At 67.9% G+C, this 23,330-nt stretch carries 18 protein-coding genes, 1 tRNA gene and 1 pseudogene; 6 read left to right on the forward strand and 14 right to left on the reverse strand.

The genetic code is table 11. From position 1 onward, the window contains the following. Positions 1 to 118: 118 nt before the first annotated feature. On the forward strand, positions 119 to 403 hold the full coding sequence (locus tag FV234_RS09140) for a hypothetical protein (RefSeq protein ID WP_147828822.1): 285 nt from the start codon (positions 119 to 121) through the stop codon (positions 401 to 403). A 39-nt stretch (positions 404 to 442) separates the two neighbouring features. Here the strand turns inward: FV234_RS09140 and FV234_RS26475 are convergent, their stop codons facing one another. Continuing rightward, the gene (locus FV234_RS26475) at positions 443 to 658 is read right to left on the reverse strand and encodes a DNA-binding protein (RefSeq protein ID WP_210250872.1); all 216 of its coding nucleotides are present in this window, start codon (positions 656 to 658) and stop codon (positions 443 to 445) included. A 225-nt stretch (positions 659 to 883) separates the two neighbouring features. On the opposite strand from FV234_RS26475, the gene FV234_RS09145 reads away from it, so the two are divergent. Continuing rightward, a complete protein-coding gene (locus FV234_RS09145) occupies positions 884 to 1,075 on the forward strand; it encodes a hypothetical protein (protein ID WP_147828824.1) in 192 nt (63 codons plus the stop codon). 207 nt (positions 1,076 to 1,282) lie between these two features. Here the strand turns inward: FV234_RS09145 and FV234_RS09150 are convergent, their stop codons facing one another. From FV234_RS09150 to FV234_RS09160, 4 genes and pseudogenes are all read right to left on the reverse strand, one after another. Further along, positions 1,283 to 1,831: a hypothetical protein gene (locus FV234_RS09150; protein WP_147828827.1), complete on the reverse strand. Its 549-nt coding sequence runs from the start codon at positions 1,829 to 1,831 to the stop codon at positions 1,283 to 1,285. Positions 1,832 to 2,244: 413 nt separating this feature from the next. After that, complete coding sequence (locus FV234_RS26630) at positions 2,245 to 2,523, reverse strand: hypothetical protein (RefSeq protein WP_246686149.1); 279 nt, start codon at positions 2,521 to 2,523, stop codon at positions 2,245 to 2,247. A gap of 45 nt (positions 2,524 to 2,568) precedes the next feature. Continuing rightward, positions 2,569 to 2,691, reverse strand: a pseudogene (locus FV234_RS26635) (ArdC family protein); the annotation flags it as partial. Between the two features lie 316 nt (positions 2,692 to 3,007). Further along, positions 3,008 to 4,414, reverse strand: coding sequence for a hypothetical protein (locus FV234_RS09160; RefSeq protein WP_147828829.1), 1,407 nt, complete (start codon positions 4,412 to 4,414; stop codon positions 3,008 to 3,010). A 157-nt stretch (positions 4,415 to 4,571) separates the two neighbouring features. Between FV234_RS09160 and FV234_RS09165 the strand changes: the two genes are divergently transcribed. Beyond that, positions 4,572 to 6,821 (forward strand): AAA family ATPase, encoded by a 2,250-nt coding sequence (locus tag FV234_RS09165; RefSeq protein ID WP_147828831.1) that lies wholly within the window; start codon positions 4,572 to 4,574, stop codon positions 6,819 to 6,821. A 755-nt stretch (positions 6,822 to 7,576) separates the two neighbouring features. On the opposite strand, the gene FV234_RS09170 is transcribed toward FV234_RS09165, so the two are convergent. Both FV234_RS09170 and FV234_RS26140 read right to left on the reverse strand, forming a co-directional pair. Then, complete coding sequence (locus FV234_RS09170; RefSeq protein WP_246686151.1) at positions 7,577 to 8,794, reverse strand: hypothetical protein; 1,218 nt, start codon at positions 8,792 to 8,794, stop codon at positions 7,577 to 7,579. Between the two features lie 143 nt (positions 8,795 to 8,937). Then, on the reverse strand, positions 8,938 to 9,096 hold the full coding sequence (locus tag FV234_RS26140) for a hypothetical protein (RefSeq protein WP_187273626.1): 159 nt from the start codon (positions 9,094 to 9,096) through the stop codon (positions 8,938 to 8,940). A gap of 170 nt (positions 9,097 to 9,266) precedes the next feature. Between FV234_RS26140 and FV234_RS09175 the strand changes: the two genes are divergently transcribed. Continuing rightward, positions 9,267 to 9,560, forward strand: a complete 294-nt coding sequence (locus tag FV234_RS09175; RefSeq protein ID WP_210250873.1) for a hypothetical protein — start codon at positions 9,267 to 9,269, stop codon at positions 9,558 to 9,560. A 69-nt stretch (positions 9,561 to 9,629) separates the two neighbouring features. Here the strand turns inward: FV234_RS09175 and FV234_RS09180 are convergent, their stop codons facing one another. From FV234_RS09180 to FV234_RS09210, 7 genes are all read right to left on the reverse strand, one after another. Further along, the gene (locus tag FV234_RS09180) at positions 9,630 to 12,782 is read right to left on the reverse strand and encodes a UvrD-helicase domain-containing protein (RefSeq protein WP_187273627.1); all 3,153 of its coding nucleotides are present in this window, start codon (positions 12,780 to 12,782) and stop codon (positions 9,630 to 9,632) included. Between the two features lie 11 nt (positions 12,783 to 12,793). Further along, a complete protein-coding gene (locus tag FV234_RS09185; protein WP_147828837.1) occupies positions 12,794 to 15,391 on the reverse strand; it encodes a PD-(D/E)XK nuclease family protein in 2,598 nt (865 codons plus the stop codon). Between the two features lie 857 nt (positions 15,392 to 16,248). Continuing rightward, positions 16,249 to 16,968 (reverse strand): hypothetical protein, encoded by a 720-nt coding sequence (locus FV234_RS09190; RefSeq protein WP_147828839.1) that lies wholly within the window; start codon positions 16,966 to 16,968, stop codon positions 16,249 to 16,251. 17 nt (positions 16,969 to 16,985) lie between these two features. After that, a complete protein-coding gene (locus FV234_RS09195; protein ID WP_246686152.1) occupies positions 16,986 to 17,438 on the reverse strand; it encodes a hypothetical protein in 453 nt (150 codons plus the stop codon). A gap of 13 nt (positions 17,439 to 17,451) precedes the next feature. Beyond that, complete coding sequence (locus FV234_RS09200; RefSeq protein WP_147828841.1) at positions 17,452 to 17,937, reverse strand: hypothetical protein; 486 nt, start codon at positions 17,935 to 17,937, stop codon at positions 17,452 to 17,454. Positions 17,938 to 18,025: 88 nt separating this feature from the next. Next, a complete protein-coding gene (locus FV234_RS09205) occupies positions 18,026 to 18,394 on the reverse strand; it encodes a hypothetical protein (RefSeq protein ID WP_147828843.1) in 369 nt (122 codons plus the stop codon). Between the two features lie 787 nt (positions 18,395 to 19,181). Further along, positions 19,182 to 19,274, reverse strand: a tRNA-Sec gene (locus tag FV234_RS09210). Positions 19,275 to 19,426: 152 nt separating this feature from the next. Here FV234_RS09210 and FV234_RS09215 point away from each other — a divergent pair. Beyond that, positions 19,427 to 21,781, forward strand: a complete 2,355-nt coding sequence (locus tag FV234_RS09215) for a PAS domain-containing sensor histidine kinase (protein ID WP_147752531.1) — start codon at positions 19,427 to 19,429, stop codon at positions 21,779 to 21,781. Continuing rightward, positions 21,778 to 23,148 carry a sigma-54 dependent transcriptional regulator gene (locus FV234_RS09220; RefSeq protein WP_147752532.1) on the forward strand — a complete coding sequence of 457 codons (1,371 nt, stop codon included), beginning with the start codon at positions 21,778 to 21,780 and terminating at the stop codon, positions 23,146 to 23,148. Before FV234_RS09215 ends, FV234_RS09220 begins: the two co-directional genes overlap by 4 nt. Positions 23,149 to 23,330 lie beyond the last annotated feature (182 nt).

Raw genomic sequence — 23,330 nt, forward strand, 5'->3', positions numbered from 1 at the left:
ACAAATGCACAGGCGATGCTTACTGCCGATATTTACGTCGATGCAAAAGCATGCTTAGATTCGCGATCCGAGACACAAGTCAATCTCAACACCTTTTCGCAAATAATCCGGACAAAAAATGGAAACGACAAACTCCTCATCGCAATCAAGCGAGATTGCAGATTGGATAGAAAAATGGATCGAGGAAGAGGTCATAGCGAGAGCCGACCCGGGCGAACAGGACGAACTCCATGACGCTAATTATTATTTAGATTGTCTAATGAGCGCCGCTAATGAGGAGGGATATCACACAGATGAAGTTATTTCGACTTCAGGATCGAAGCATGAATTGATGCTTCGTATTCATAAGGCTTTGAAGATTAACTGGAATAAACAAAATTCTAGTGCAACAAAACGCGGCTGATCGAAATGACATTAAGGCGCGGCCAAGATTGTGTTGTTCTCAGGCTTGCGTCCCGGGGTAACGGGCTGCTGGCTGTGCGGAGAGCCAGAGCTCGGCGGACGAGACCGGGATCAGCAACCGGCGCCCTACCTTCACAGCATGCAGGCGGCCGGCGGCGATCTCCTCGAGAGTCTTCGTGCGGCCAAGGCCCGACCACCGGAGGAATTCTGGAAGGTTGAAGGCGCCCTTTTCGGCGCGGGAGAGGGGCTCACGCACGGCTGGTTCCCGGCTCTGTGGTGGCTGCGGACGGTGCCAATGGCGCTGAGCCGCTGTCCCGCTCAATATAGACGGCGCGTCACATGCTGCGCACAGGTTACGCGGTCCCGAGAATGCCAGAAGACGCCGACGCGGAGCCGGCGTCGACGCGATCAAGCGGTCCGGTGATTGGGCGGGGCTGCAGAGATCCGCAAGGAGGGCCCGCAGGTAGGCCGAGGGAAACGCATGCGCGTCGTCCTTGCTATGTTCGTCGTGAAGTGCCCGCCGTGCCAGCGACGCGACACCTACGATCTGGCGCGCCTCCAGCAAAGGTTCAGCAAGCATGCCGACCTCTACGACGTCTATCTGCGCCTGACACAGACGTGCAGCCATCAGCAGGCCTTCGGCACCCGGCAGCCGAATCTATTCGCCGGGTGAAGGATCGCAGAGGGGGAATGAATGACTGCCGGTCCTAAGCTTGAGCTTGCCGGTCAGCTGGCAGGTATTGAGGAACGCCCTTGTAGCTGCATTCCACAGAGGCGGTAGATTTTCCCGACTGCCGAACTGTCTATTCGGGTGCGCGAACATCCCGGGAATGCTCACCGTTCCCGGGATGCCGTGTCCCCTAAAGCCGTCTGGCTAATGTCAGGCCGCCGTCTCGCGCAGGATGCTGTTCTGCTCGACGAGGCGCGTAAGGCGCTCCGTGGCGTCCAGCCAGAAGGTGTGCAGATCGACCCGGCTCGCGTACCGCCACAGCGTCGCGCTGTGGTAGCTGACCCGAAGCTTGTAGTCCGTGGAGGTCGTCTTGCCTTCCCACTGCTGCTTGTCGAGGTCCAGATACAGGTAGACCGGATGCTCGTACATCATGCCTGGAACTGCAGATGTGAAGAACTGGGTTTCCATGGCTTTGTATGGTTGCGGCGTCTGAGGGTCCAGGACGTATTCGACGCTTGCATCGTCGTCCGCTTGGCCTTGGGTACGCCAGGCGGCGTTACCGGCAGTATCGACGGAGAGCGATACTAGTTCCTGGCCGGGGGGGACGATCCAGAGCTTGAACAGCTCCGGGTCGGTCCAGGCCCGGTAGATCTCGTTCCTCCGGGCGACTACGATCCGCTCAATCGTGAACGAGATTGCAGGCTCCGTGGTCCGGTACCCGTCGTCGTTGAACGCTGGTAGTGGTGGTGTGTCTGTCACAGCCTTACCCTTGTGTTTCAGAGTTTAGGTTGGCGCAGGAGAGACATCCGTCAAAAATCGGGGGCGCTCTCGTCGTCTGTTCTCTGCCTGCCTGCTAGATATATTAAGGGACCCTCCGCGCGAGCATACGAGAAGGGGTAAGTTTGCGGTCACGCTTCTCAGTGCTCTGAGTTACTGTGCTGTTTGCGCGGGGCTTAGATCTTCTGTTGCGGAGCTTGGGCAACGGTCGACACAAAGGCTGGCAGTGCACATGCGTCGCGCGCGGGGTGAGGGTGCGCGTTGGCAGGTGGCAATGAAGGCTCGCCAGCCGAAATGCGCTGCCGGAGGGCATGCTTGGATGCCCCGGTCCGGTGTACGAGCTCGTTGGCAAGCGTGCCGACGTAGCCCGTGGGCGTATCGAAGGCGGTTCGCGGCTACAGGTGGATCGTGTCAGTGGCCGGCACGTAGCAGGCGCGAACTCCATCCTCGCGGATTGTAGCACCGGTGGCCGCGACGAAGGCATCGGATGCCGGCAAAGGCGTGGGTTGCGACGTGACGGAGAAGGCATCAGCGGCTGGTGGGGCGGCGTCGACCTGGGCGGCGTTAAAGACGTGAACGGCGCGTGCGACGAAGGGGGGGGGGACGCCGTCGGGCGTGTGGGTATCGCCGGTCTCGGCGCGGGCGCTGCGCGGCAGATCCTTGTAGAACAGCACCAGCGTGCGGCGCTCGGCCTTCCAGACCTGCGCCCCGAGGGTGGCCTACTGTTGGTAGGTCGCCCAGCGCGCGTCGGCGTAACCGTTGGTCTGCGCCGCGCACCACAGCGCCAGCACGTTGATGCCACGGTAGCGCCGCCCGGTGCGAGCGTTGCGCGGCATCGGATCGGCGCCGTGCCAGAGTGGAGTCTACGACGCGGGGTCGGCTGTCTCGAGCTGGGTGAGGATGGCGGCGGCGACGCGGGTGTGCATGTCGTGCGGGGGCATGAAGGGTGGGGATCCGAGCGGCTGCGCGGTGGCAGCAGTTCAGGCCCGGATTCCTAGACGTTGCGACATGCTGAACGGACTGGTCCACGCGTCGGTCGGTCAACCGCACGGCGCTTGAACGGCCACGACTGGATTGTCCTCTGATCGCGGCAGTCAGCTGCGGCCCGAGAAAGATCCGTCAGAACCTGCGGCCTCAAGCCCCTTTGGGTTTAGTCGATCAACGCGAGGCGACGGCTTTGCTGGCGAAGAACGCTGTTGCGCGCATGCTGCCGGCTTCGTGGTAGACGAGAAGCGCTCGCGAACCCACGAAGCGTAGGCTAACCGGTCCATTGGGCAGCGTGGTCAGGACGCGGTAGGCCAGCCGGCTGTCGAGAACGACCTTGTGGTCGATGACCGCTGGTGTGTCGACCAGCTCGGCATCGACAGCGATAACCTCATCCTCCTCGATCACGGCATGCGCCACGATCGCGTCGCTAAGCGAAGAAGGATAGATGTCAATGGCATAGACTGGGCCGAGGGACTGCACGCGCACCTCGAAGCAAGCCCGCAGGGTCTCCCCACAGCCGTAGAGGCGCGCCGTTGCGTCGCCTTGGCGATCGCCGAGAATGATCTGCACTTGCCCGTAGAATGGCTTGCCTTTGTCCTGTGTGACGCAAACCTCATCGTAGGACAGACCATTGAGAGCGCGCGCCAGAGCAGGGAAGGGGTGCTTCGGGCGCCCGATGGCGCAGATCAGAACGCCGTCCGTGAAAATGTCCGACGTTGAACTGGCGTGGTGGCGGGCCCGATCGGGCGACATCCGCCTCAGCGCGCCCTGGAGACGGACGCTGTCGGAGGGGGCGACCCGGAACGCAAGCGCGCTGAGGCTCGGGTCGCTGACGCAGTAGAAGGCGATTGAATTGCCTGCCACAGCGCGGCCGTCGCTGACGTCGATCCCACTGTCCTCCCGCTCGAAGGTCTGATGCGCCATCAGCCGGTGGGCGCAGGCGAGCACGCGCGCGACCGCCTCGACGTCGATGGGCCGCCCCTCTCCAAGCGTAAGAGCCTCCCACGGTCGGGCCTCGCGACTCGACGGAACACTAATCCCGAATTGGAGGTAGTTGCGTCGCTTCCGTCCACGCCGCGGCGGCGCATCGAGCTGCTCGCCGAGTGAACGCGGCAGGTTCAACTGGAGGTGTCGTCTGTCGAGATCGATCTCGCAATCGAGCTCAGCGCCGCGATCGACACTGTGGCGCAGCCGAGGCAATTGCACCATGATCTGCTGGACGCCCTCGACACAGACGGAGTCGGCGAACGGCCTGCTGATCAGCGGCGCATCCACCTGAGCGACCAGGCCGTGCTCAGAAGACACCGAGAGGCGCAGGCGTCCGGGTAGCAGCTCGAACTGCAGCGGCAACGGTTTCCGTTTCAGCGTCAGTGCCACCAGTGCGTCGTCGAGGTCGCCGAAGCGCATCCTGAACTGATATTTACCTTTCTCAACGGGTTCACCCAGCGGAGGGAAGGCAAGTGATTGGGGGTTATTCTGCCAGCGCTCGTGCAGGCGATGCATCGCACTCCAGGCGCTGCGATCAAAAACGATCTGATCCTCGGCGTCCGGATCGTCCGGGTCGTCGTACTTGTCCACCGGGTCGCCCCTCGATGCCCCGAGCGCAGGAACACGCCCGTTCATCCTCCGTATAGACGCCGCTCGCCGAAACGTAGAGATCGATCAAACCCTGGGGCTGACTTCGGAGATCATGTGTGGCTGCCTTGATGGTCGTACGAAGCCGGGAGGCTGAGCGGTGAGGCAGCCGGGCAACGCCGTGCCGGAGCGCTTCGAGGATCTGTTCGGTCAGGAGCACGCCGTGAAAGTCCTGAAGGGGCACGTTGCCGAGGTTCTGGGGCGGCATGTCGCTAATCCCCGCGGGGCCGCCTTCCTCCTTCACGGTCCCTACGGCTCGGGCAAAACCTCGCTCGCGCGGATAACCGCCAAGGCGCTTCTGTGCACGGGTCGACGCATGGGCGCCGTTGCCGAGCCGCACGAGCTATCGCCATGCAACGAATGCTCGGACTGCGTTGAGGCCGATCTCAACTTTGTCGAGCCGAGGGATCATCATCCGCGCTTGTCCTACTACGACTGTGGCTCCGACGTCAGCGTTAAATGGATTCGTGAGATTGTCGCGCGCAGCCGCCATCAGCTGCCGCGAGCGGATCAACGGCGTGTCGTCGTCCTCGACGAAGCGCACAAGCTCTCCTCGGGGGGCTTTCACGCGCTACATCAAATTCTGCAGGACCGGCCAGCCCACCTGACCGTCTTCCTCGTCACCACGGATCGCGACCAGATCGCATCAGCGGTCCAATCGCGATGCCACGCCGTGCGCACGGACCTCCTCGATGCTCCGACAGCCGAAGCCTACGCCCGCGTCGTGTGCCGGAAGCGAAATCTCGCCTACGAAGGGGAGGCCCTCAGCGTTCTCGTCGATTACGCCCGGGGACACGCGCGCGACCTGTTCCGCGCCATCGAAGCGGTTGGCGAGGAAGGCCACGTAAATCTTGAGAATGTGCGCCGTCACTTCCCCCTCAGCGATGCCCTGAAGCTCGCTGATTATCTGGATGCTGTGCTCGACAACGATCTCGAGGGACAGCTGCGTGCGCTTGACGGCTGGCTTGCTGAACCGCCCGTGAAGCTCCTCGCGCTGCACCGTCTGCTGGTATTCGTGTTCATCAACGACGTCATGCGTGTTCACCGCCCCGATCGTACGATGACCGATCTGCCGGCTGTGCGGCGTTCGGCCATCCGGGCAGGCTTCGCGCGCCGCGCGGAAGCGCTGGGGCTAAGCGAGACCACGCTCTGGGAGCGGATCATCGCGCACTGGACGATCGCGCCCGGGCAACTCGGCGAGCCGGCTCTGATGGAACGGGTCCTCCGTTTCAGAAGCAATGTGGTCTGGCCGGCAATGCCCTCTATGGCGAATGTTGGCGCGCTTGGCCTCGCCCCACGGCGGGCGCGTCGCTCCGCGCGCGCCGCGACACCCGATGGCGGTGGTGCCAACTACCTGTCGAAGGACGAAGCGAGGCGCATCTGGGACGCCGGATCATTTCTTGTCCGGGAGTACGGTCTTGTATTTAACGCGCGCGTGCGCTTCGACCATGCGCGTCTTAAAGGCGCCCGCCAGAACGAGGGTGTCGAACTCGCGCGCCAGTTCCTGCATGAGCTCGGTCTAGCCCTCAACCGCTGGGAGCGCCCCCGACCGTCGAAGTCGACGAGCGAGGCAGCCCCGCTTCACTGGATCTGTGTGCACGAGGTCGACGCCAGCGATGGTCTCGTCACTCAGATCGCCGCGCACATCCCGCTCCACCACCGGCGCGACGTCGAGCACTGGCTGCGCGGCAGTTTCCTTCCGACCAAGTGCGGATCAGCGCCGGATCTTCGGGCCGTTCAGCTGCGCCACTACGGAGGAGCCACAAACCCCGGAGGCGACGAGACACACGGGACGCAGAAGCGCGCGCACCGGCGGCACACGAACCTGCTGCGTCTGCTTTGCCGCGGTCTGGATCCCTCGCTGGTCGGGCGTAACGCGGAGGATCGGCGACGTCCCCTCGTCGACCTCATTGGCCTTTGCCCCGGGATCCGCCGTCCCGCCGGACGTCTCGATCACGGTCGGCGCGTCGGGACTTCGCGTTCCATTGCCGCCGGTAGGCAGGAGGCCGAGGCATCATACGGCCTGACGGCACTTTCACCGTTCGGGGCGGAGGCCTGGGCTTTCCTTGGAAGTGGCTGGGAGCATGCTGAGTATGCCGACCGGCGGCGCTGGCGCTCAGAGGCGGCGCGGCGCGATGCGGTGGAGGTGGAGGACCAGCGCGGCGCCGCATCGCCGATGTCCGATGTATTAGGAGCCGGCGATCGTGCGGCGGTTTTATCGTTCCGGTTTGATCAAGGAACGATGCAGCGCTCCTGGGTGACCTGGGAGCAATCACGCCTGCCACGCCCGCGTTTGCTTGGGGTCGCATCGCCCGATCTTACGGGAGGCGCTGGATTCCACGATTGCTGACGGGAGACAGCGTGCTCCAAATTTGCCCTGGCTGTAGGATCCTATACCCCGGATGCAGCAGCTTGGATCGGCTCACCCGAATGTGGCCTCAGCGCCATGAAAATTAATTTAAACATCCATAAAATACAATGACTTGAAGCTTTTTTACGGTATGTACGCTACAAGAACGAAACATGATCAAAGTTTCCGATAGTGCTCTCTAGCTTTTCATAAAATGTTTCTTAAACTGAAAGATGCGTGCTTTCGCCTAGGATATTCCTTTGCATCCACCGGTTGAATAAATGGGGTGAGGGTCTGCAAGACGTCCAACGTCGCTCGTGCACTCACCAATCATGAGGCTTGCGAACAACAAGGCCATGAACCTGTTTTTCGCGGGAAGCTGAGAGGCAATGCTGATCAGCACGCGCTACTGCAAGGACGAACCAACCATGTGAAGTGTTGGGCAGTTTGTGCGCCAGGGAAAGGTAGCATGTGCGGGGGCCGAGCTACACGTCGCCGGTGGCCGGGAAGGCCGCTTGTCGGCAGAACCGTACCGGTGAGGGGTTTCGAGTTTTAAACACTTAGGACGGCGCAGAACGGCGGCGATAGGTCGATGTGCCGGGTCGGGTGATGCGCTCGATGTCGGTCGTAAGGTGGGTGAACGAAGGGCCGGCGCTACGGTGGTGATTGTCGCTGTAGCCGTCCTGATCCGTCAGGTTCGGGGCCGGTCCCTTTCAAGCAGGCCGGCCCCGGAAGCTACTAATGTTGAGCTACGTTCACGCCGCTAGGTTGGCCGGTGCCACAGTATGCTTGCGGCCTCGGCCCGGCTGTGTCGCTCTTGCCGGGGCGCGGGTGGCGATGTGAATGAATTCATCGGACTCTGGTGACGGGGCGGTCGTCTGTGTGCCGGGGGCGGGAGTGGGTACGCCAGCCAGGTCGAGTTCGCCGTCGACGAGCCACCAGTCCGTGTAACGACGATGCAGCGCGCGAGCGTGGTTCGGGAGACCGGCCGTGGCTATTGCCGCGAACGCGTGCTCCAGCGTCATGGGGATGAATGGGATCGGGCCAGCCTGCGGGTCGATGAGCTGGCGCGTGTAAGTTGATGCCGCTGCGTGCGCGAGTTGGTTGTGTGTGGGGGCGATGAAGGCCAGCACCGCTTTGTCCGCGAGCCCGGCCGTGAGCATCGCGCTGGCGAGGCAGTGCTGGCGGTAGAGCTGCTGGCAAGCGGGACCGGTGAGCGTCGGATCGTCCGGGTCCACGAACAGGCCGGCGGTGCTGCGGGCAATCTCCGCGTGCCGCGGGTGTGGCGGCGGCGCGGGCTCGTGGCCGGGCTCGCTGTACTTAATCTCTATGCAGGTGAGCACGCGGGCGCCGGTCGAGTCCCAGCCACGAAGGACAACGTCGTAGGCGGTGCGGTCGGCGGTGAAGCGTGGGTCGCTGCGTCCCGGCGAGTGCTCGAACAGGATGTCGGTCACGTGGGTCATGGTCCCCGGCAGCAGTTCGTTGACGAAGCGGGTGGCCAGGGTCGGATTGCTGGTGAGTAGGCCGAAGAGGTTGAAGGCCAGGGGCTGCGAGGACAGCAAGTTGGTCTTCAGCCGGTCGATGTCGTAGGCCGCGCTAGGCTCACGGTAGGCCAGCGCGCGGGCGACCACCGGGACGATGTCCGGATGAAGGAAGTTGGCGCCGAGCGTGCCGGCCGCGGCCGAGATGCGCGAGCCGAGCCGACGGGGGCGGTGCAGCTCACGGCGATCGATGTGGGTGCCGATCGCGAGGCCGCGGTCCTCGCGCCAGAGCGCCTGCAGGAAGCGGGCGGCGGCCTTGAAGCGGTGGTCGGCGGGGACGAAGACGTGGTGACGGCGGCGGGCGGCCTCGGGAATGAGGGGGACGCGGTCGATCGGGCCCAGGCCGCTGGGGTCGAGGAGCGTGTGGGCGGCGGCCGCGGAGGGGTTGGGATCGTCGGCGGTTACGGGCGGCAGGGGTGCGGTGATGTCCATCGGAGTGGTCCTGGGTCACGGCCGCGGGGGTGCGGCTGGACTAGGTTTCCCGGACCGGGCAGCGCGATGAACGACGGAGGAGGACGGTGCTGTTTGGCCTCCTGCCGGGCGGCCGGTGCGCACCGATTTGGCCGGGCTGGTGCTCAGGCGCAGTCGGTGATCGAGGTGCCGGTCCGCCAGGGGGTGGTCGCAGCCGCCGTCGTCCACGTCGGTGGAGGTAGGGTGGGATGCCGGCGGGTGTCGGCGTAGGGGTGGTAGGGCAGGTGGTGCACCACCGCCACCACCCGGCCGGGTGGGTGCACCTCGTCCCTGGTCTGGCTGATGTTTTCGCGAAGATAGGGGCTCCGACAGCTGAGGCGCACGCGCTGCCATGCGTCAAAGCGTCGTCGCGCGTTCCGAGATGCGCCAGAAGCAGAATTTAAGTGCTTGCCAGAAAGCGGACATCAAAAGTCGCGCGAACGAGGGGTTCGCGGTGCTGGTGTCGTCCCACATGCCCGGCCAGGCGTGCGTCGGCTGCCTCCACCCGGCAGCAGCGACGCCGACGGGCCCGATCCCGACGGCTGCCTTCGTCTCGCTCTTGTCGGGACTGATGCTGGTCGCGCACTGGATCCGGTCGCTCGGGCTGGAAGGCGGGGCGCTGACCGACCAGCAGACCTTCATGAACGCGCTGCGGCCCGAGGGCTGGGCCGGCGGTGCGATGCCGGTCGCGACCAACCCGGCATGCCCGGTCCACTGCACCGTATCCCGGCGCCGGAAGGCCACCTAGCGGGCCGCTAGGCCAGCCTGGCGACCCGCCCGATCGCAGGGGGCACCGACGGCCGGCGCCCCACCCGCGTCAGCTGATCTCGATGCGCGTCATGACCGCCGCGATCGGCTGGTGAACCCAGTACTCGAACCTGGTCCGGCCGGTGATGCGCTCGATCGCGCGGGCGTAGACCGAGACCTGTCCAGCGAAGGCGCGCAGGCGCTCCTCGTCGAGCGCGACGGACCCCGGGAAGCTCTTGTGGTCGACGATCGCGTAGCCGTCGCCCAGGTCGACGAGAAGGTCCAGCCGCCCGGTCAGCACCTGCAGCCCGTCCTCGGCGTGCACGGGCCACTCGCGAAGCGCGGTCGCCCCGCCGAACCGCGCGCCAACGAACGCGTGCAGCCGATCGGCGATGGTCATGAGGTCGCCCGGCGCGACCTGCGGCACGCCCCAGCGCCGGAGCATCGCCTCCGCACGCGCGATCCTCGTCGCGACGCCGGCGCCCGGGTCGTCCGCCGCGAGGAAGCGGTGGATCGCCTCGCCGAGAAGCTGGAGGTCGGGGTTGCCGACCAGCGGGATGCGTGCGCCCAGGCCGTCGGCCGCAGCGACGGTCACCGCACCCTCCCGCAGCACGGCGTCGCTCGGCCGGAGCCGCAGCGGGGGATGCGCGATCCGTTCCGCTTGTGGCCGGCCATACTCGACCGCCGGAGGCGTCCCGTCGTCGGGCGCCGGCTCGGCCAGCCCGGCGCAGGGCCGCGCGGGGAACCGTCCGGCCGCCACGGTCACGGCGTCGCCGGCGTCGGCGATCAACGCGGTTCCGGCATCGTCCTGCAGCTCGCCCAGCCACGGCAACGCGCCGCCCGTGGTCGCCAGCGCCAGATGGTCCCGCGCCCGCGTCATGCCGACGTACAGCAGACGCGTGCGCTCCAGCCGCTCGGCCGCATCCGCGGCGACGCCCTGCGGGCTGGCCGGCGCGCTCACGTCGAGATCGACGCCCTTCTGCTGCTCGCCGTAGGGCCAGGGCCAGTAGCGGAGCACGCGTCCGGCGAGGGGCGCGCTCCAATCTGGTTCCGCCTCGTCCTCCGCGGTCAGCCCGAAGGGCGAACCACGCGAGGGCGCGTCGAGCTCTGTCATCACGACGACCGGCCACTCGAGCCCCTTGGCGCCGTGGTAGGTCATCAAGTTGACGGCGTCCGGATGCCGGCTCTCGGGCTGACGGGCGTCGTCGCGAGCGAGGATCCACGCGCAGGCGCCGGTCAGGGTCGCGGCCTGACGTTCGGCGCGCTGCTCCTCCTGATAGCCCTCGACGAGGCCGCGCAGTGACTCGAGGTTCTGCAGCCGCTGCTCGGCGTCCCCCCAGCCCAGCATCGTGTCCAGCACCGTGTCCACGTGTAGCAGCGCATCGAGCACCTCGACCGGCGTCAGCTGCGGCGCGCGCTCCCGGATCGCTACGAGCGCGTCCGCGAACGGCAGACCTGCGGCCAGACCGGCACGGGCGTCCGCCTCGAACACCGAGGCGAACCAACCGTCGTCGTCGGACCCGAGACGGGCCAGCTCGGCGAGCGCGAGCGTGTCGCTGCCGTCCGCGATCCAGCGGAACGCGGCTAGCGTGAATTCGATCTCGGGCTGGTTGAGAAGTCCCGAGCGTTCCACCGCGACGCGAATGCCGTGCTCGGACAGCGCAGCCGCGAGGTCCCCGACCTGCGCGTTCCCGCGGCACAGCACCGCGACGTCGCCGCCGCACACGTCGCGCGCTTCGCCGCCCCTTCCGCTCACTGGCCACGCCGCGCGGTCGCCGAGCATGCCCGCGATGCGCGCCGCGAGCATGGCGGTGCGCTCCTCCTTCTTCTTCCCAGTCATGGGCCAGAACGACAGCGCCGACGGGAACGCGGCGTCCTCGGCGCGGTCGCATCCCGCGAAGCAGATCTCCTCCTCCGTCATGCCCACGCGAAGCATGTTCGGCGCGACCGCGGCGTTGACGAAGTCCGCCAGCTGGGGCCGCGTGCGGTAGGAGCGGCGGAGATACGAGACCTGACCACCGGAGGACGCCGTGACCGCCGCCGCGGCGGCCGTGGTGAGCGCAGGGTCTGCGTCGCGGAAGCCGTAGATCGACTGCTTGGGGTCGCCGACCCAGAGGTTGCGCGCGGCGATGCGCGAGAGCGCGGTGAAGATGGCGATCTGGATGGGGCTCGAATCCTGGAACTCGTCGACGAACACCGCGCCGATCAACTCGCGGAGCCGGGGGGCGTTCGACGGGTCGGCGATGATCTCGAGCGCCAGCATCTCCTGATCGACGAAGTCCAGCAGGCCCCGTGCGCGCTTGTGCTCGGCATAGGCCTCCATGCACCGGGCGGCGCAGCCGAACACCAGCTCTACGAGGCACCGGATGTCGGACTTCAGGCCCGGATGCCGGGCGTGCGCAGCGGCGGCGGCGATCACGCCGGCGAAGAGCCTCTCGTCGGCCTTCGTCGCGCCGAGCTTGGTCAGGCGCGCCCAGTCGGACCAAGGGAGCCGGTCGCCTGACGCGAGCGTGCGCAGCGCCTTCTCCACGACGGGTACGTCCTTCGAGACAGTCGTCGCCTTCAGACCCGCGCGGTTGCGGTCGAGTTCCACCTTGCAGGACTCCAGCGCGGCGCGGAGCGACGCGTCCAGCGATTCAGCAGTCTCGCCTCCGTGCGCCTCCGGCAGCAGTGCGACCAGGCTGGCCGACGAGCGGGCCGCGCAATGCGCGAGCCGGTCCGCGGGCACGCCGTTCGAGCGCGCCAGGTCGACCGCGCGCCTGACCTCGTCGTGCCATCCCCGCACGGTGCGCCCGTGCATCACGTAGCTGCGCGCCTGCAGCCCGAATCGCTCGGCGACCTGGGAGATGGCCGGGCCACCCTTCTCGATCTCGCCGCCGACGGCGCGTGCGAAGACGGCGGCCTGCCGATCCTCAGCGATCACCTCCGCGACCGGGGACCTCCCGAGCTCGAAGGCGAACTCCGAGATCAGCGAGCCGCACACGGAGTTCACGGTGCCGATGCGCGCCGACAGCATCGCGGCGGCGAGGTCCGCGCGACCGCCCTCGATCAACCGCGCGCGGATGCGCCCCGCGAGCTCCGCTGCGGCCTTCTTCGTGAACGTCGTGGCGAGCACCCGGTGGGGCGCGATGCCGCCGGCGACCTCGGCGACGATCTCCTCGACGAGGCGGAACGTCTTGCCCGTCCCGGCGCTTGCGATGATCGTGTCGACCCTGTTCTGCATTCCAACCTCCGTCATGCTAGCCCCCTGACGCGACACAGCGTGGCGTAGTCGCACCACTCGCAGTGCACGTCGCGGACGATGCCGAGCTCGGCCGGGATGCTGTCCACGACCCCATCGACGCCGGTCGCGAGCAGCGTCCCGCCATCCGCGCCCGTCCTCCACGTGCGCCACCCCGCGACGATGGCGTCCCAGGTCTCGGGGAACGTGCGCGCGCCCTCGACCGGACGGCCGACGAGGCCGTTCCCGGCGAGGGTCAGGAACTGGCGCTGGTTCAGGAGGAAGTATCCCGCCCGGTAGGGCCGGTCGCCCGCGACGAGCGCGCCGTACGTCGCGAGCTGCACGGCCCGTCCGCTGGACAGCTCCCCGACCCGCGAGCGCTCGCTGCGCGTCCACTTGAGGTCCACAATGACGGCCTCGCCGGCCCGGTCGCGCGCGACCAAGTCGACCGCGCCGCGCATCGCCAGGAGCGTCTCGAAGGTCCCGCTGACCTGGAGCTCCGTCGCCTCGACAGTCAGGCCGTTCTCGGCAAGGCACCCCGCCAGCGCGGCCATGGCGGCGGGCAGCCGACGCCGCGCGAAGTTCAGTTCCTCGGCGAACTCGGGGTGGCGGAGGGGTGCGGCGAGCTCGTCGATGCACCCCTCGAGCAGTTCGGCGGTGCGCCGCTCGACCTCGTCCGGTCCGGGCGGGTCGCCGGGGGTGAAGACCTCGCGCGCCAGCGCATGCGCCAGATTGCCCAGGAGCTGGTTCGCGTCGGGGATCGAGCGAACCCGTCCGGGGCGGAGCCGGGCGACGTGCCGGAGCGCCCACATGAGCTGGCAGGAGAACAGGTTCTCGAGCGAGGTCGCGGACTCGGCCGTGGCCGCCAGCCGCGCCGCGAACCCGTCGGGCACGGTCCACCCGAAGCGCGCCCCGGGCAGCGCGCGGGCCTCGACGGCGCGCCGCTCGATCGGGGTCCCGGCCAGGCTGAAACCGGGCACGCGCAGCGCCGTCTCGAGACCGATGCGGGTCGCCACGCGGTCCAACGCCGGCCCGAGGCGGTGCGAAAGGGGGTGCGTCCCGTCGTCCGAGGCGCAGCCGGTACCACCCGACACGAAGAGGACGCGCTCGCGCGCGTTGAGCACGGAACGCTCCCAGGCGGCGCTCGCGGCCCGCGCCGCGACGGTCACGTCGTCGGCGGGGCAGCCAGCCGCCGCGAGCTCGGCGCGCTCAGCCTCGGTCCAAGGGGACCGGGACGCGCCTTCCCGGGTGGCGACGAACTTCCACCAGACCACCGCGTCACGCGGCGCCCACACCGCGCCGGGATGGGGGACGCTGCGCCACGACGCCGCCTCCGCCTGTGAAGCCGGGTTGGGGTGGCCGAGATCGAGCGCCTGGTCGATGACCCGCTCCACGAGCAGCCGCGGCAGACGCTCCCGACAGAGCGAGGCGAGCGCCGCCCGGACCTCCTCCGCGAGCGTCGAGGTCGACGCGTAGAGCAGGTCGCCCGTGGCCGCGTAGCGACGCACGGCCCAGGCGGTCACCCGGTCGCAGATCGCGAGCGCCTGGGCGATCGGCATGCCGATCGCGGGATCGGCCATCTCCGGCTCGGACCAGGCCCGCCACCCAGCCAACCTCGTCTCGGCCTTGGCGAGCTCGGCGGCCCTGCCCTCTGCCCGCGCGCGCTCCGCCTCGGCGACGGCGTCCCACGCCGCGGTCCAATTCGCGCCGCCACGCCCCGGCGCCTGCTCGAGCGCCGACGCGAGGCGCCAGGCGGCCCGCGACGGGACCGGCGAGCCCGGGAAGACGAGCAGCTCCATCAGCGCCTGCGGATCGAACGGCGCCCAGGCGCCCTTGAAGGCGAGGAGCAGGAGCTGGAGCAATCCCCGGTGGACCGACGATCGGCTGCGACCCGCCCGGGGCTGCCCGGAAGCCGTCAGCCCATGGTCCAGCAGGTCGGTGTCGCCCTCCTGGGCGACGAGCGCGACGTCCCCCGTGCCCCGTCCGGCGAACCATTGGCCGAGGACCTCGGCCGCAAGCGGCTCGCTGGCGGCGGTCGCGATGGTGACCGTGCCGTCGGCCCCCGGCGCGGGCTCTGTGCCGTCCAGCATCCAGCTCTGAAGCCTTCCAAGCGACGTTTCCGGATCCGCGGCGCGCGCGGTCGCGACCTCCTCGACGATGCAGCCGAGCGCGCGCAGCCGCCCGATCACCCTGCGGACCGGGGACGGGAGCAAATCGGCCCGATCGATCAGCCGGACGCGGGCCACCGGCGAGGCGGTGCCGTCCCCGTCGAGCGCCCCGAGCACCGCCTCAAAGCGGTCGGGGAGACCCGGCGCCAGCACGGTCGACGCACGGGAAGCGGCGGCGAGGTCGGCTAGACGGCGGCCGGTCCACGGCGCGTCAGCGCGCCAGCCAAGCCCGATTAGCTCGTCCCGCCAGGCGAGCACCGTGCGCGCCGTGGCCCATGGGTCCATCGTCAGGGATCGCGACCAGAAGAAGTCGCCCTCGAGCGCCTCCAGCGTAGACTGGAGCGCGGCGATCCTGACCACCTGCGCGCGGCGCGGGCCACCCAGGCCGAGCGCCGTCTCGAGGATGTCCACCAAGCCGCCGGGGCCGACGACCGGCTGTCCCAACGCGCCCCCGGCGGCACCTCCGTGATCCGGACTCGCCCCCCCATCCGCCCATAGGCCGAACACTAGATCCATGTCTTGCAACCCTCCCGGTCAAAGCATGTCAGGGGTGCGGGGCACCGCGCAACCGCGATCAGTCCGGGCATCTCGGAAGAGGTCGGCTGGTCGACCCGGGACTGGCGGAGCGGTTCTGGGCGGAGGCGCGGGCGGCGTTGCCGATCGGGGCGGACGCGTCGTTCGATGCCGCGTTCGCGGGACTCGAATGGCGCCGGTTGCGCGTCAGCCAGGATCAGCAGGCGCCAGAGTGGGCGGGCGTGCGCGGCCCGGTACCGCAGACGGACGAAGCGGCGATCGGATGAACTGCGCCCGTCGTCGCGCCGATGGTAGTGGGGCGGGTGTGCGGTTGATGAGCGACTCCGGAGGCGTCGACCTGTCGGGCCGAGCTGGAGGTCGTTGGCTGCCGTCGAGGCCGCGTGTCGGCAGAACCCACCCGTCGAGCGGTGCCAAGTTTCAGACACTTGGCGTGGTCGGGATTGGCGGAAAACCGGCGATGGTCCGGGTCGGGTGGTCTCGGTGCTGAGGTCAGGCGGGCGGAGAGCTTAAGAGCGCGAAGCCGTAGGGGCATGGCGGCAGAGGTGCCGTTGCCAAGGGGGCACTCATCCGCCTACCGGTGGTGCGCCGGCGCCCACCGCCGGTGGGCGCCGTAGGCAGCCAGGGGCGGTCCAGTCAGTCCAGATCCTCTGCCGCCGGCTGGGGTAAATTTCTCTGTGATGTAGTGGTCGCGACAGCCGTTGCGCACCCGTGGACGCGGTCACCCCTCGCAGCGATGCGGGGCTATGCCGTGTCGGACGGCAGCGCTCTCAGGGCTCGTCGTCGCTCGCGGTTTCCGTCTGTAGCCAACGCCAGACTGGCACGTAGTTCGGGTCGAGCCGGGCCCGCCGCTCCGCCATGAACCGGCTGAACGAGGACGTTGTCGACAGGACCGCGTCGCCAATTGCCAGCCGCAACCGCCTCTGCCCTGCCTCGTCGACATCGTCCGTCTCGCGGAGCAGGCCCTGCACGCGATGGAGGTCGACCGCGCCGCCTGCGATCAGCGCGATGGCATCAACATGCCGCTCGGCGTCATCCAGAGTAACGGGCTCAGTCCGGCAACAGACCCAGAGCAGGTGCTCCGCGCTCGCTAGCCGCGCCGCGACACCGAACCATGGGAGGATGATCGCGTCCGCCAAAAGGCGCATCTCGGTCGCGCAGATGCAGGGACGGAGAGTCAGGCTGATGGGTCGCCGAAACGGGTGCGGGTCCATACACTCGGCGAACCGTGCTCGCGTCGTCCGCACGAATTCCGCGGCCTCCTGACGCCTATCCACATCGAGATCGGCGACGATCTCAATCACGCTCACGAAGCGGGCCTGCTCATGCAGCGCCAGCGCGATGCGGCCGACTACGGCGTAGGCAAGCCCAGCCGCGTCGAGGCGTCCGATAATGTCGCGGAAGATCGCCGGCAGCATCCCAGGCGTCTGATTGTTCGGATCGGTGACGTCGATCAGCAGCGCCTCGATATCAGCCGAGCTGCCACCCATGCTGCGCCCCCTGCGAGTTAAACGAGCGTGCGATAGTGTGCATCCGAGCGCACGACATGACGCTCGTCGGCGAGGCCGAACCTGCGGACGAGTTCGATGATCGTGTCGGGCCGCTGCAGGCGGCGGTCGGCGTAAAGAGTGAACAGCGCTGGCTCCCGCATGTAGACCACTCGCCCACGCGGGAACGCCTCATACTCGTGGCCGGCGATTGCTGGTGGCAAGCCGCGGCGGCGCAGTGTCGTGGCGCCGAGCTTTCGCCACGCCTCCCAAACATTATGATGTCCACGCGGGTGGGTGAGGCAATCGCCGTAAGCTTCAGCCTCTGGCAAGATTGTGTGGTCCGAGACCAGTACCGTACGCCCGCCGTCCGGCACGCCCCAAAAGATGCCAACGCTCGGCATGGGCGTCTCGTCGGAAGCCGGGTTAGGCTCGGGAATGGCGGTCTCCGTACTGGGGGTGGTCATGCTCATGTGATCTCCTCCGTCAGTACACGAACTTCCAGTCGATCCGGCGCACAGGCGCGCTGGCATCGGCCATGGTTGCGGAGCACATCACCACGATGTCCTGCCTTACGACCTTCGTGCCGGCCCGCACCGGGTTCGGCTTGACCAGGAAGCAGATCCCCTTGGCCCGCCAGTGCCGCTGCCGGTCCGGGGCGCCGACGGTCATCAGCGTCACGTTAGTCAGGCGGAGCGCGTAGCCGTAGGCTTTCTCCATGTCCGGCGCCTGGGTGGTCGCGAAGTTGACGACCATCTCCGGCTTCGCCTGCCCCTCCTGATAACCGGTGACGAAGTTCACCTTACCCTTGCCGTCGTCGACGAGGCGGAAGTCGTGGTTGCAGGGGGAGGTTCGGCCGTCGAGCTTGAGTTCGAGACAGCCGCCAGACTTGGTTTCGTCGATCGGCGGGTTCGCCCGGGCCGGATGGGTGGCCAGCAGCAACAAGGCGAGTGGCAGCATCGCGCGCATCATGGGGGTGATCCGTCGAGAGGGGATGTGAGGAGGGGAGGAAGCCCGGCGGTCCAGACGCGCGAAGGTGCCCGGCCGAAGAGGCGTGTGGTCAGCGGCGGGTCAGTGCGCCGTTGAACGCACAGGAAGTCCCGTGGAAGTCGCCGCAGCCCTGCTCCTCCGCCCGCACGCGCTTGCGGTCCGAGCCGAAGCGCAGGGTTAGGGTGCAGACCTCCTCCGACCCGGTCTCCTTGCGGGTCAGCACCAGCGCCCCCGGACCGCCGGGCTTGGCGAGGCCACGCAATTCACCGGTGCACTCGTTCGGGAGGGCGGTGCTGGCGACAACGAAGTGGGCGCCGCTGCCGTCACCAAGCTCGAACACCTGCAGGTCGAGCCGGCCTTCGCCGCGACCCTGGTAGCGCCCCTCGAACGGTGAATCGGCGCGGGCGGGCGGTGCTACGAGGGCAAGCGCAATCAGCACGCCGAGCCGCAGTGCGATCGTGGCAGAGTGAACTGTCCGCTGAGGCGCGGCGTGTGACGGATCTGAGTGGGGTGACGAGAAGAGCTGAACATAACGGAGGGATCTCGCGGACGCTCTAGCGGAGCCGATGAGAGGTATTCCCGTAGCCCCACCGCGAATTTACCGCCGGACGCAGATTCCTGCTGCGGCCGGCGGTCGCATCCCCCCATAAGTCGGCACCGTCAAACCGCGTCGGGCGTCGGCTCGGAGACTGCGTGAACCGGGCGATGGAACGCGGCCGCCGTCCGTTCACTGGGCCGGCTGACCGAGTAGCCTCGTAGCTTGTACGTGACGCGAAGCGCGTCGGTTAAGGCGGCGCTCATCGTGATGCGTGCCGCCAAGCTAAGGGGGGGAGGAGGGGACGGAAGCGGAACCGGGCATCGTAGTCTACGCAGGCGCCGAACCCCGCCGGGCCTTCCAAACGAAGGCATCTCTTAGCGGCAAGATCGTGCGCCAGACGCTAAAGGGCATGGCCTAAAACACGGTGATTAACCGGGACCGAACATGGCCACATAAGGGTTCGCTCAGCTCGGTTCGATCCGGCCAGCAGTCCGCAGTTTCGAGTAGGTACACCGACGGTCGATTGAATCGGCAGGCAGGGCCTTCTGTCGCTGATTGACCCACCGAACGGTTCGCAGGGATCCGTGGACGGCCGCCTAAAACCGGAAATTTTGTTGGGGCCGTGATTGGGGCCGAGAAAACTCAGCACTAGAAAATAGAACAATTACAGCGGGTTGGACCAGAGATCTGGCGGAAGCGGATGGGAATCGAACCCACCGTACGCTTTGGGCGTACCACTGGTTTTGAAGACCAGGAGGGCCACCAGACCCCGTTCGCCTCCGTCGATCGGGATAGCATCGTCCGGCGCGGGGTCCAAGCACCGGCCGCGAGGCCGAAGCGTCGCGGGTCGGACCAGCCCGGCGCGGTCGCCAGCGCCCATCCCGTGCCCGATTCGTAATAATTTCGCCACACTGTTGTGGCCCTGCATCAGCCATGCCGTTTTCGCGATTCAGGGCTTTGAGCGCCCCTTCGGAGGCCTCGCCGGCAAGGCCCGACGAGGCCGGTGCCGCCCCCGACGCGATGCGGCCGGGGCCGCGCGGGCCCGGCTGGATCGGCGCCGTGGTGGTCGTCACCGCGCTGGTCTCGGCGATCGCCACCTTCCTGATCCTGGCCGGCGTCATCCGCGTGACGCCGACGCCGACGATCGGCGTCACGCTACTCGCGATCAACGTCGCCCTGGTGCTCGGGCTCGCCGTGATCATCGCCTGGGAGGCGCGGGTCTTCCTGCATGCGCGGCGCGCCAACGCGGCGGTGGCCCGGCTCCACACCCGCATCGTCGGCCTGTTCTCGCTGATCGCGATCCTGCCGACCTGCCTGCTGGCCGTCGTCGCCTCGGTGACGATCGACCGCGGCCTCTCGCTCGGCTTCACCGACCGGGTCCGCGACGTGGTGCTGAAGTCCGTGGAGGTGGCCGACGCCTACCAGGAGAACCAGTGCCAGTCGCTGGCGCGCGAGATCCGCATCCTCAACGACGACCTGACGCGAGCGCGGCCGAACTTCGACGTCAACCGCGACTGGTTCGAGAACTTCCTCACCACCCGCGCGAGCAACCTCGGCCTGCCGGTCGCCCAGATCATGCGCGGGCCGAACGAGGTGGTGGCGCGCGCCAAGATCGACGTGCTGAAGACGACGCGCCTGCCCTCGGCCGCCGCCTTCGAGGACGCGGCCAAGTCCAGCGACCCGATCTGCCTGCTGCCGACCGAGGGCCGCGTCTTCGCGGCGATGTTCCGGATGCCGGCCTACGACGACGCGGTGCTGCTGGTGCAGCGCGAGGTCAACCAGCTCGCCATCGACTTCCCCGGCGTGTCGCGGGCGGCGGCGGCCGAATACCTGACCTACGACTCGCTGCGCACCTCGATCCAGGTGACCTTCGCCTCGATCTTCGTGCTGATCGCCCTGATCGCCCTGCTCTCGGCGGTGTGGTTCGGGATGAACTTCGCCAACCGCTTCGTCGCCCCGATCCGCCGCCTGATCAACGCCGCCGACCAGGTCGCCTCGGGCAACTTCTACGCCCAGGTCCCGGCGCGGAAGACCGACGGCGACCTCGCCCACCTCGGCGAGAGCTTCAACAAGATGACGCAGGAGCTGCGCCGCCAGCATGCCGGGCTGACCGCGGCGAGCGACCTGATCGACCGCCGCCGGCGCTTCACGGAAGCCGTGCTGTCGGGTGTCTCGCCCGGCGTGGTCGGCGTCGACGCCGGCGGCTTCGTCACCATCGCCAACCCGGCCGCCGAGCGGATGCTCGACCTCGCCGACGGCGCGCTCGTCGGCCAGCGCCTGTCCGACGCGGTGCCGGAGCTCGCGCCGCTCCTTCCGGGCACGGAAGGGCGCCAGCGCGCGCAGGCGCACCAGATCCAGCTCACCCGCGGCGGGCGCGAGCGCACCATCGCGGTGCGGGTCACCAGCGAGCAGGCGCAGGGCGGGGCGCGCGGCTTCGTGGTGACGGCCGACGACATCACCGACCTCGTCTCGGCCCAGCGCACCTCGGCCTGGGCGGACGTGGCCCGCCGCATCGCCCACGAGATCAAGAACCCGCTGACCCCGATCCAGCTCTCGGCCGAGCGCATCCGGCGCAAGTACGGAAAGGTCATCACCGCCGACAAGGAGGTGTTCGACCAGTGCACGGCGACGATCATCCGTCAGGTCGACGAGATCAAGCGCATGGTCGACGAGTTCTCGTCCTTCGCCCGGATGCCGAAGCCCGCGATCGCCGAGAACGACCTCACCGAGATCGCCAAGCAGAACCTGTTCATGATGCGGGTGGCGCATCCCGACATCGACTTCGCCTTCACCGCCCACGGCGTCGGCGGCACCGGGACGGCGGAGGCCGAGAAGATCACCGCGGCCTTCGACATCCGCCTGCTGAGCCAGGTGATCACCAACATCCTCAAGAACGCCGTCGAGGCGGTGGCCGAGGTGCCCGAGGCCGAGCTCGGCAAGGGCAAGGTCTCCTTAAGCCTCACCGTCGAGGAGGGCTTCGCCACGATCGCGGTGACCGACAACGGCAAGGGATTTCCCGCCGAGGGGCGCCAGCGCCTGCTCGAGCCCTACATGACGACTCGCGAAGGCGGCACCGGCCTCGGTCTGGCGATCGTGAGCAAGGTGCTGGAAGAGCATGGCGGCGGGATCGAGCTGAACGACAACCCCGCCGGCCGCGGCGGCCAGGTGCGCATGCGCGTGCCCCGGGCGCTGCCGCACGCGGACGACGCGGGCCCGGCCCGCGCCAACCCTGACGAGAAGGGCGCCGCGTCGACGGCCCCCCGAATGATTGCGGAGATGCAGCCATGAGCGCCGATATCCTGGTGGTCGACGACGAGGCCGACATCCGCGACCTGGTCGCCGGCATCCTCGACGACGAGGGCCACCGCTCGCGCACCGCGGGCAGTTCCGACGAGGCGCTGGCCGCGATCGAGTCGCGCCGCCCCCACCTCGTCTTCCTCGACATCTGGCTGCAGGGCTCGCGCCTCGACGGCCTGCAGGTGCTCGACCTGATCAAGGCGTCCCATCCGGACCTGCCGGTGGTGATGATCTCGGGCCACGGCAACATCGAGACCGCGGTCTCGGCGATCAAGGCCGGCGCCTACGACTTCATCGAGAAGCCGTTCAAGGCCGACCGGCTGATCCTGGTGGCCGAGCGCGCTCTGGAGGCCTCGCGCCTCCGGCGCGAGGTCCGCGACCTCACGGCACGCTCCGGCACCGCCAACCGCATCGTCGGCGGCTCGGTCGCGATCAACCAGCTGCGCCAGACCCTCGACCGGGTCGCCCCGACCAACGCCCGGGTCATGATCACCGGCGCGCTGGGCTCCGGCAAGGAGCTCGCGGCGCGCGGCCTGCACAAGGCCTCGGCGCGGGCCAGCGGCCCGTTCGTGTTGCTCAACGCCGCCGCGATCCTGCCGGAGACGATGGAATCGGAGCTGTTCGGCGTCGAGGCCGGGGGCGAGCAGGGCAGGCGGGTCGGCGCGCTGGAGGAGGCGCATGGCGGCACCCTCTACCTCGACGAGGTCGCCGACATGCCCCGCGAGACGCAGGGGCGGATCCTGCGCGTCCTCGTCGATCAGAACTTCCAGCGCGTGGGGGGGACCACCCGCGTGCACGTCGACGTGCGCATCATCTCGTCGTCGTCGCGCGACCTCGCCGAGGAGATCGCCGCCGGGCGCTTCCGCGAGGACCTGTTCCACCGGCTCTCGGTGGTGCCGATCCGCGTGCCCTCGCTCTCGGAGCGCCGCGAGGACGTGCCGGAGCTGATCCAGTTCTTCATGGACAACATCTCGGCCCAGACCGGGCTGCCACGCCGGGTCATCGGCCAGGACGCGATGGCGGTGCTGCAATCGCACAACTGGCCGGGCAACGTGCGCCAGCTCAAGAACAACGTCGAGCGGCTGATGATCCTGACCCAGGCCGACCCGGACCAGGAGATCACCTCGGAGATGCTGCCCTCCGAGATCGGCGCCCTGGTGCCGACGACCCCGAACGGGGCCGGCGGCGAGAAGCTAATGAGCCTGGCGCTGCGCGAGGCGCGGGAGATCTTCGAGCGCGAGTACCTCGTGGCGCAGATCGCCCGCTTCTCGGGAAACATCTCCCGCACCGCGGAATTCATCGGGATGGAGCGCTCGGCCCTGCACCGGAAGCTCAAGTCCCTGGGGATCGGCCCCTGAGCCCCTTGCGGACGCATGGCGGCCGCGGTGAGAACCAGCCCCCTTTCGTCGCATGCGGACCCGGTTCGGGTCTTGCATCGACGGGGGAATTGAACGCGTAATATGAAGATCCGGTCCGCCGCAGGCTCCTCCAAGACCAGCGAAGCGGTGGCGGGATCGACGGCGCGACAAGATCGAGAACC

Origin of the sequence: Methylobacterium sp. WL8 (assembly GCF_008040045.1) — a bacterium.
Taxonomy (GTDB): domain Bacteria; phylum Pseudomonadota; class Alphaproteobacteria; order Rhizobiales; family Beijerinckiaceae; genus Methylobacterium; species Methylobacterium cerastii.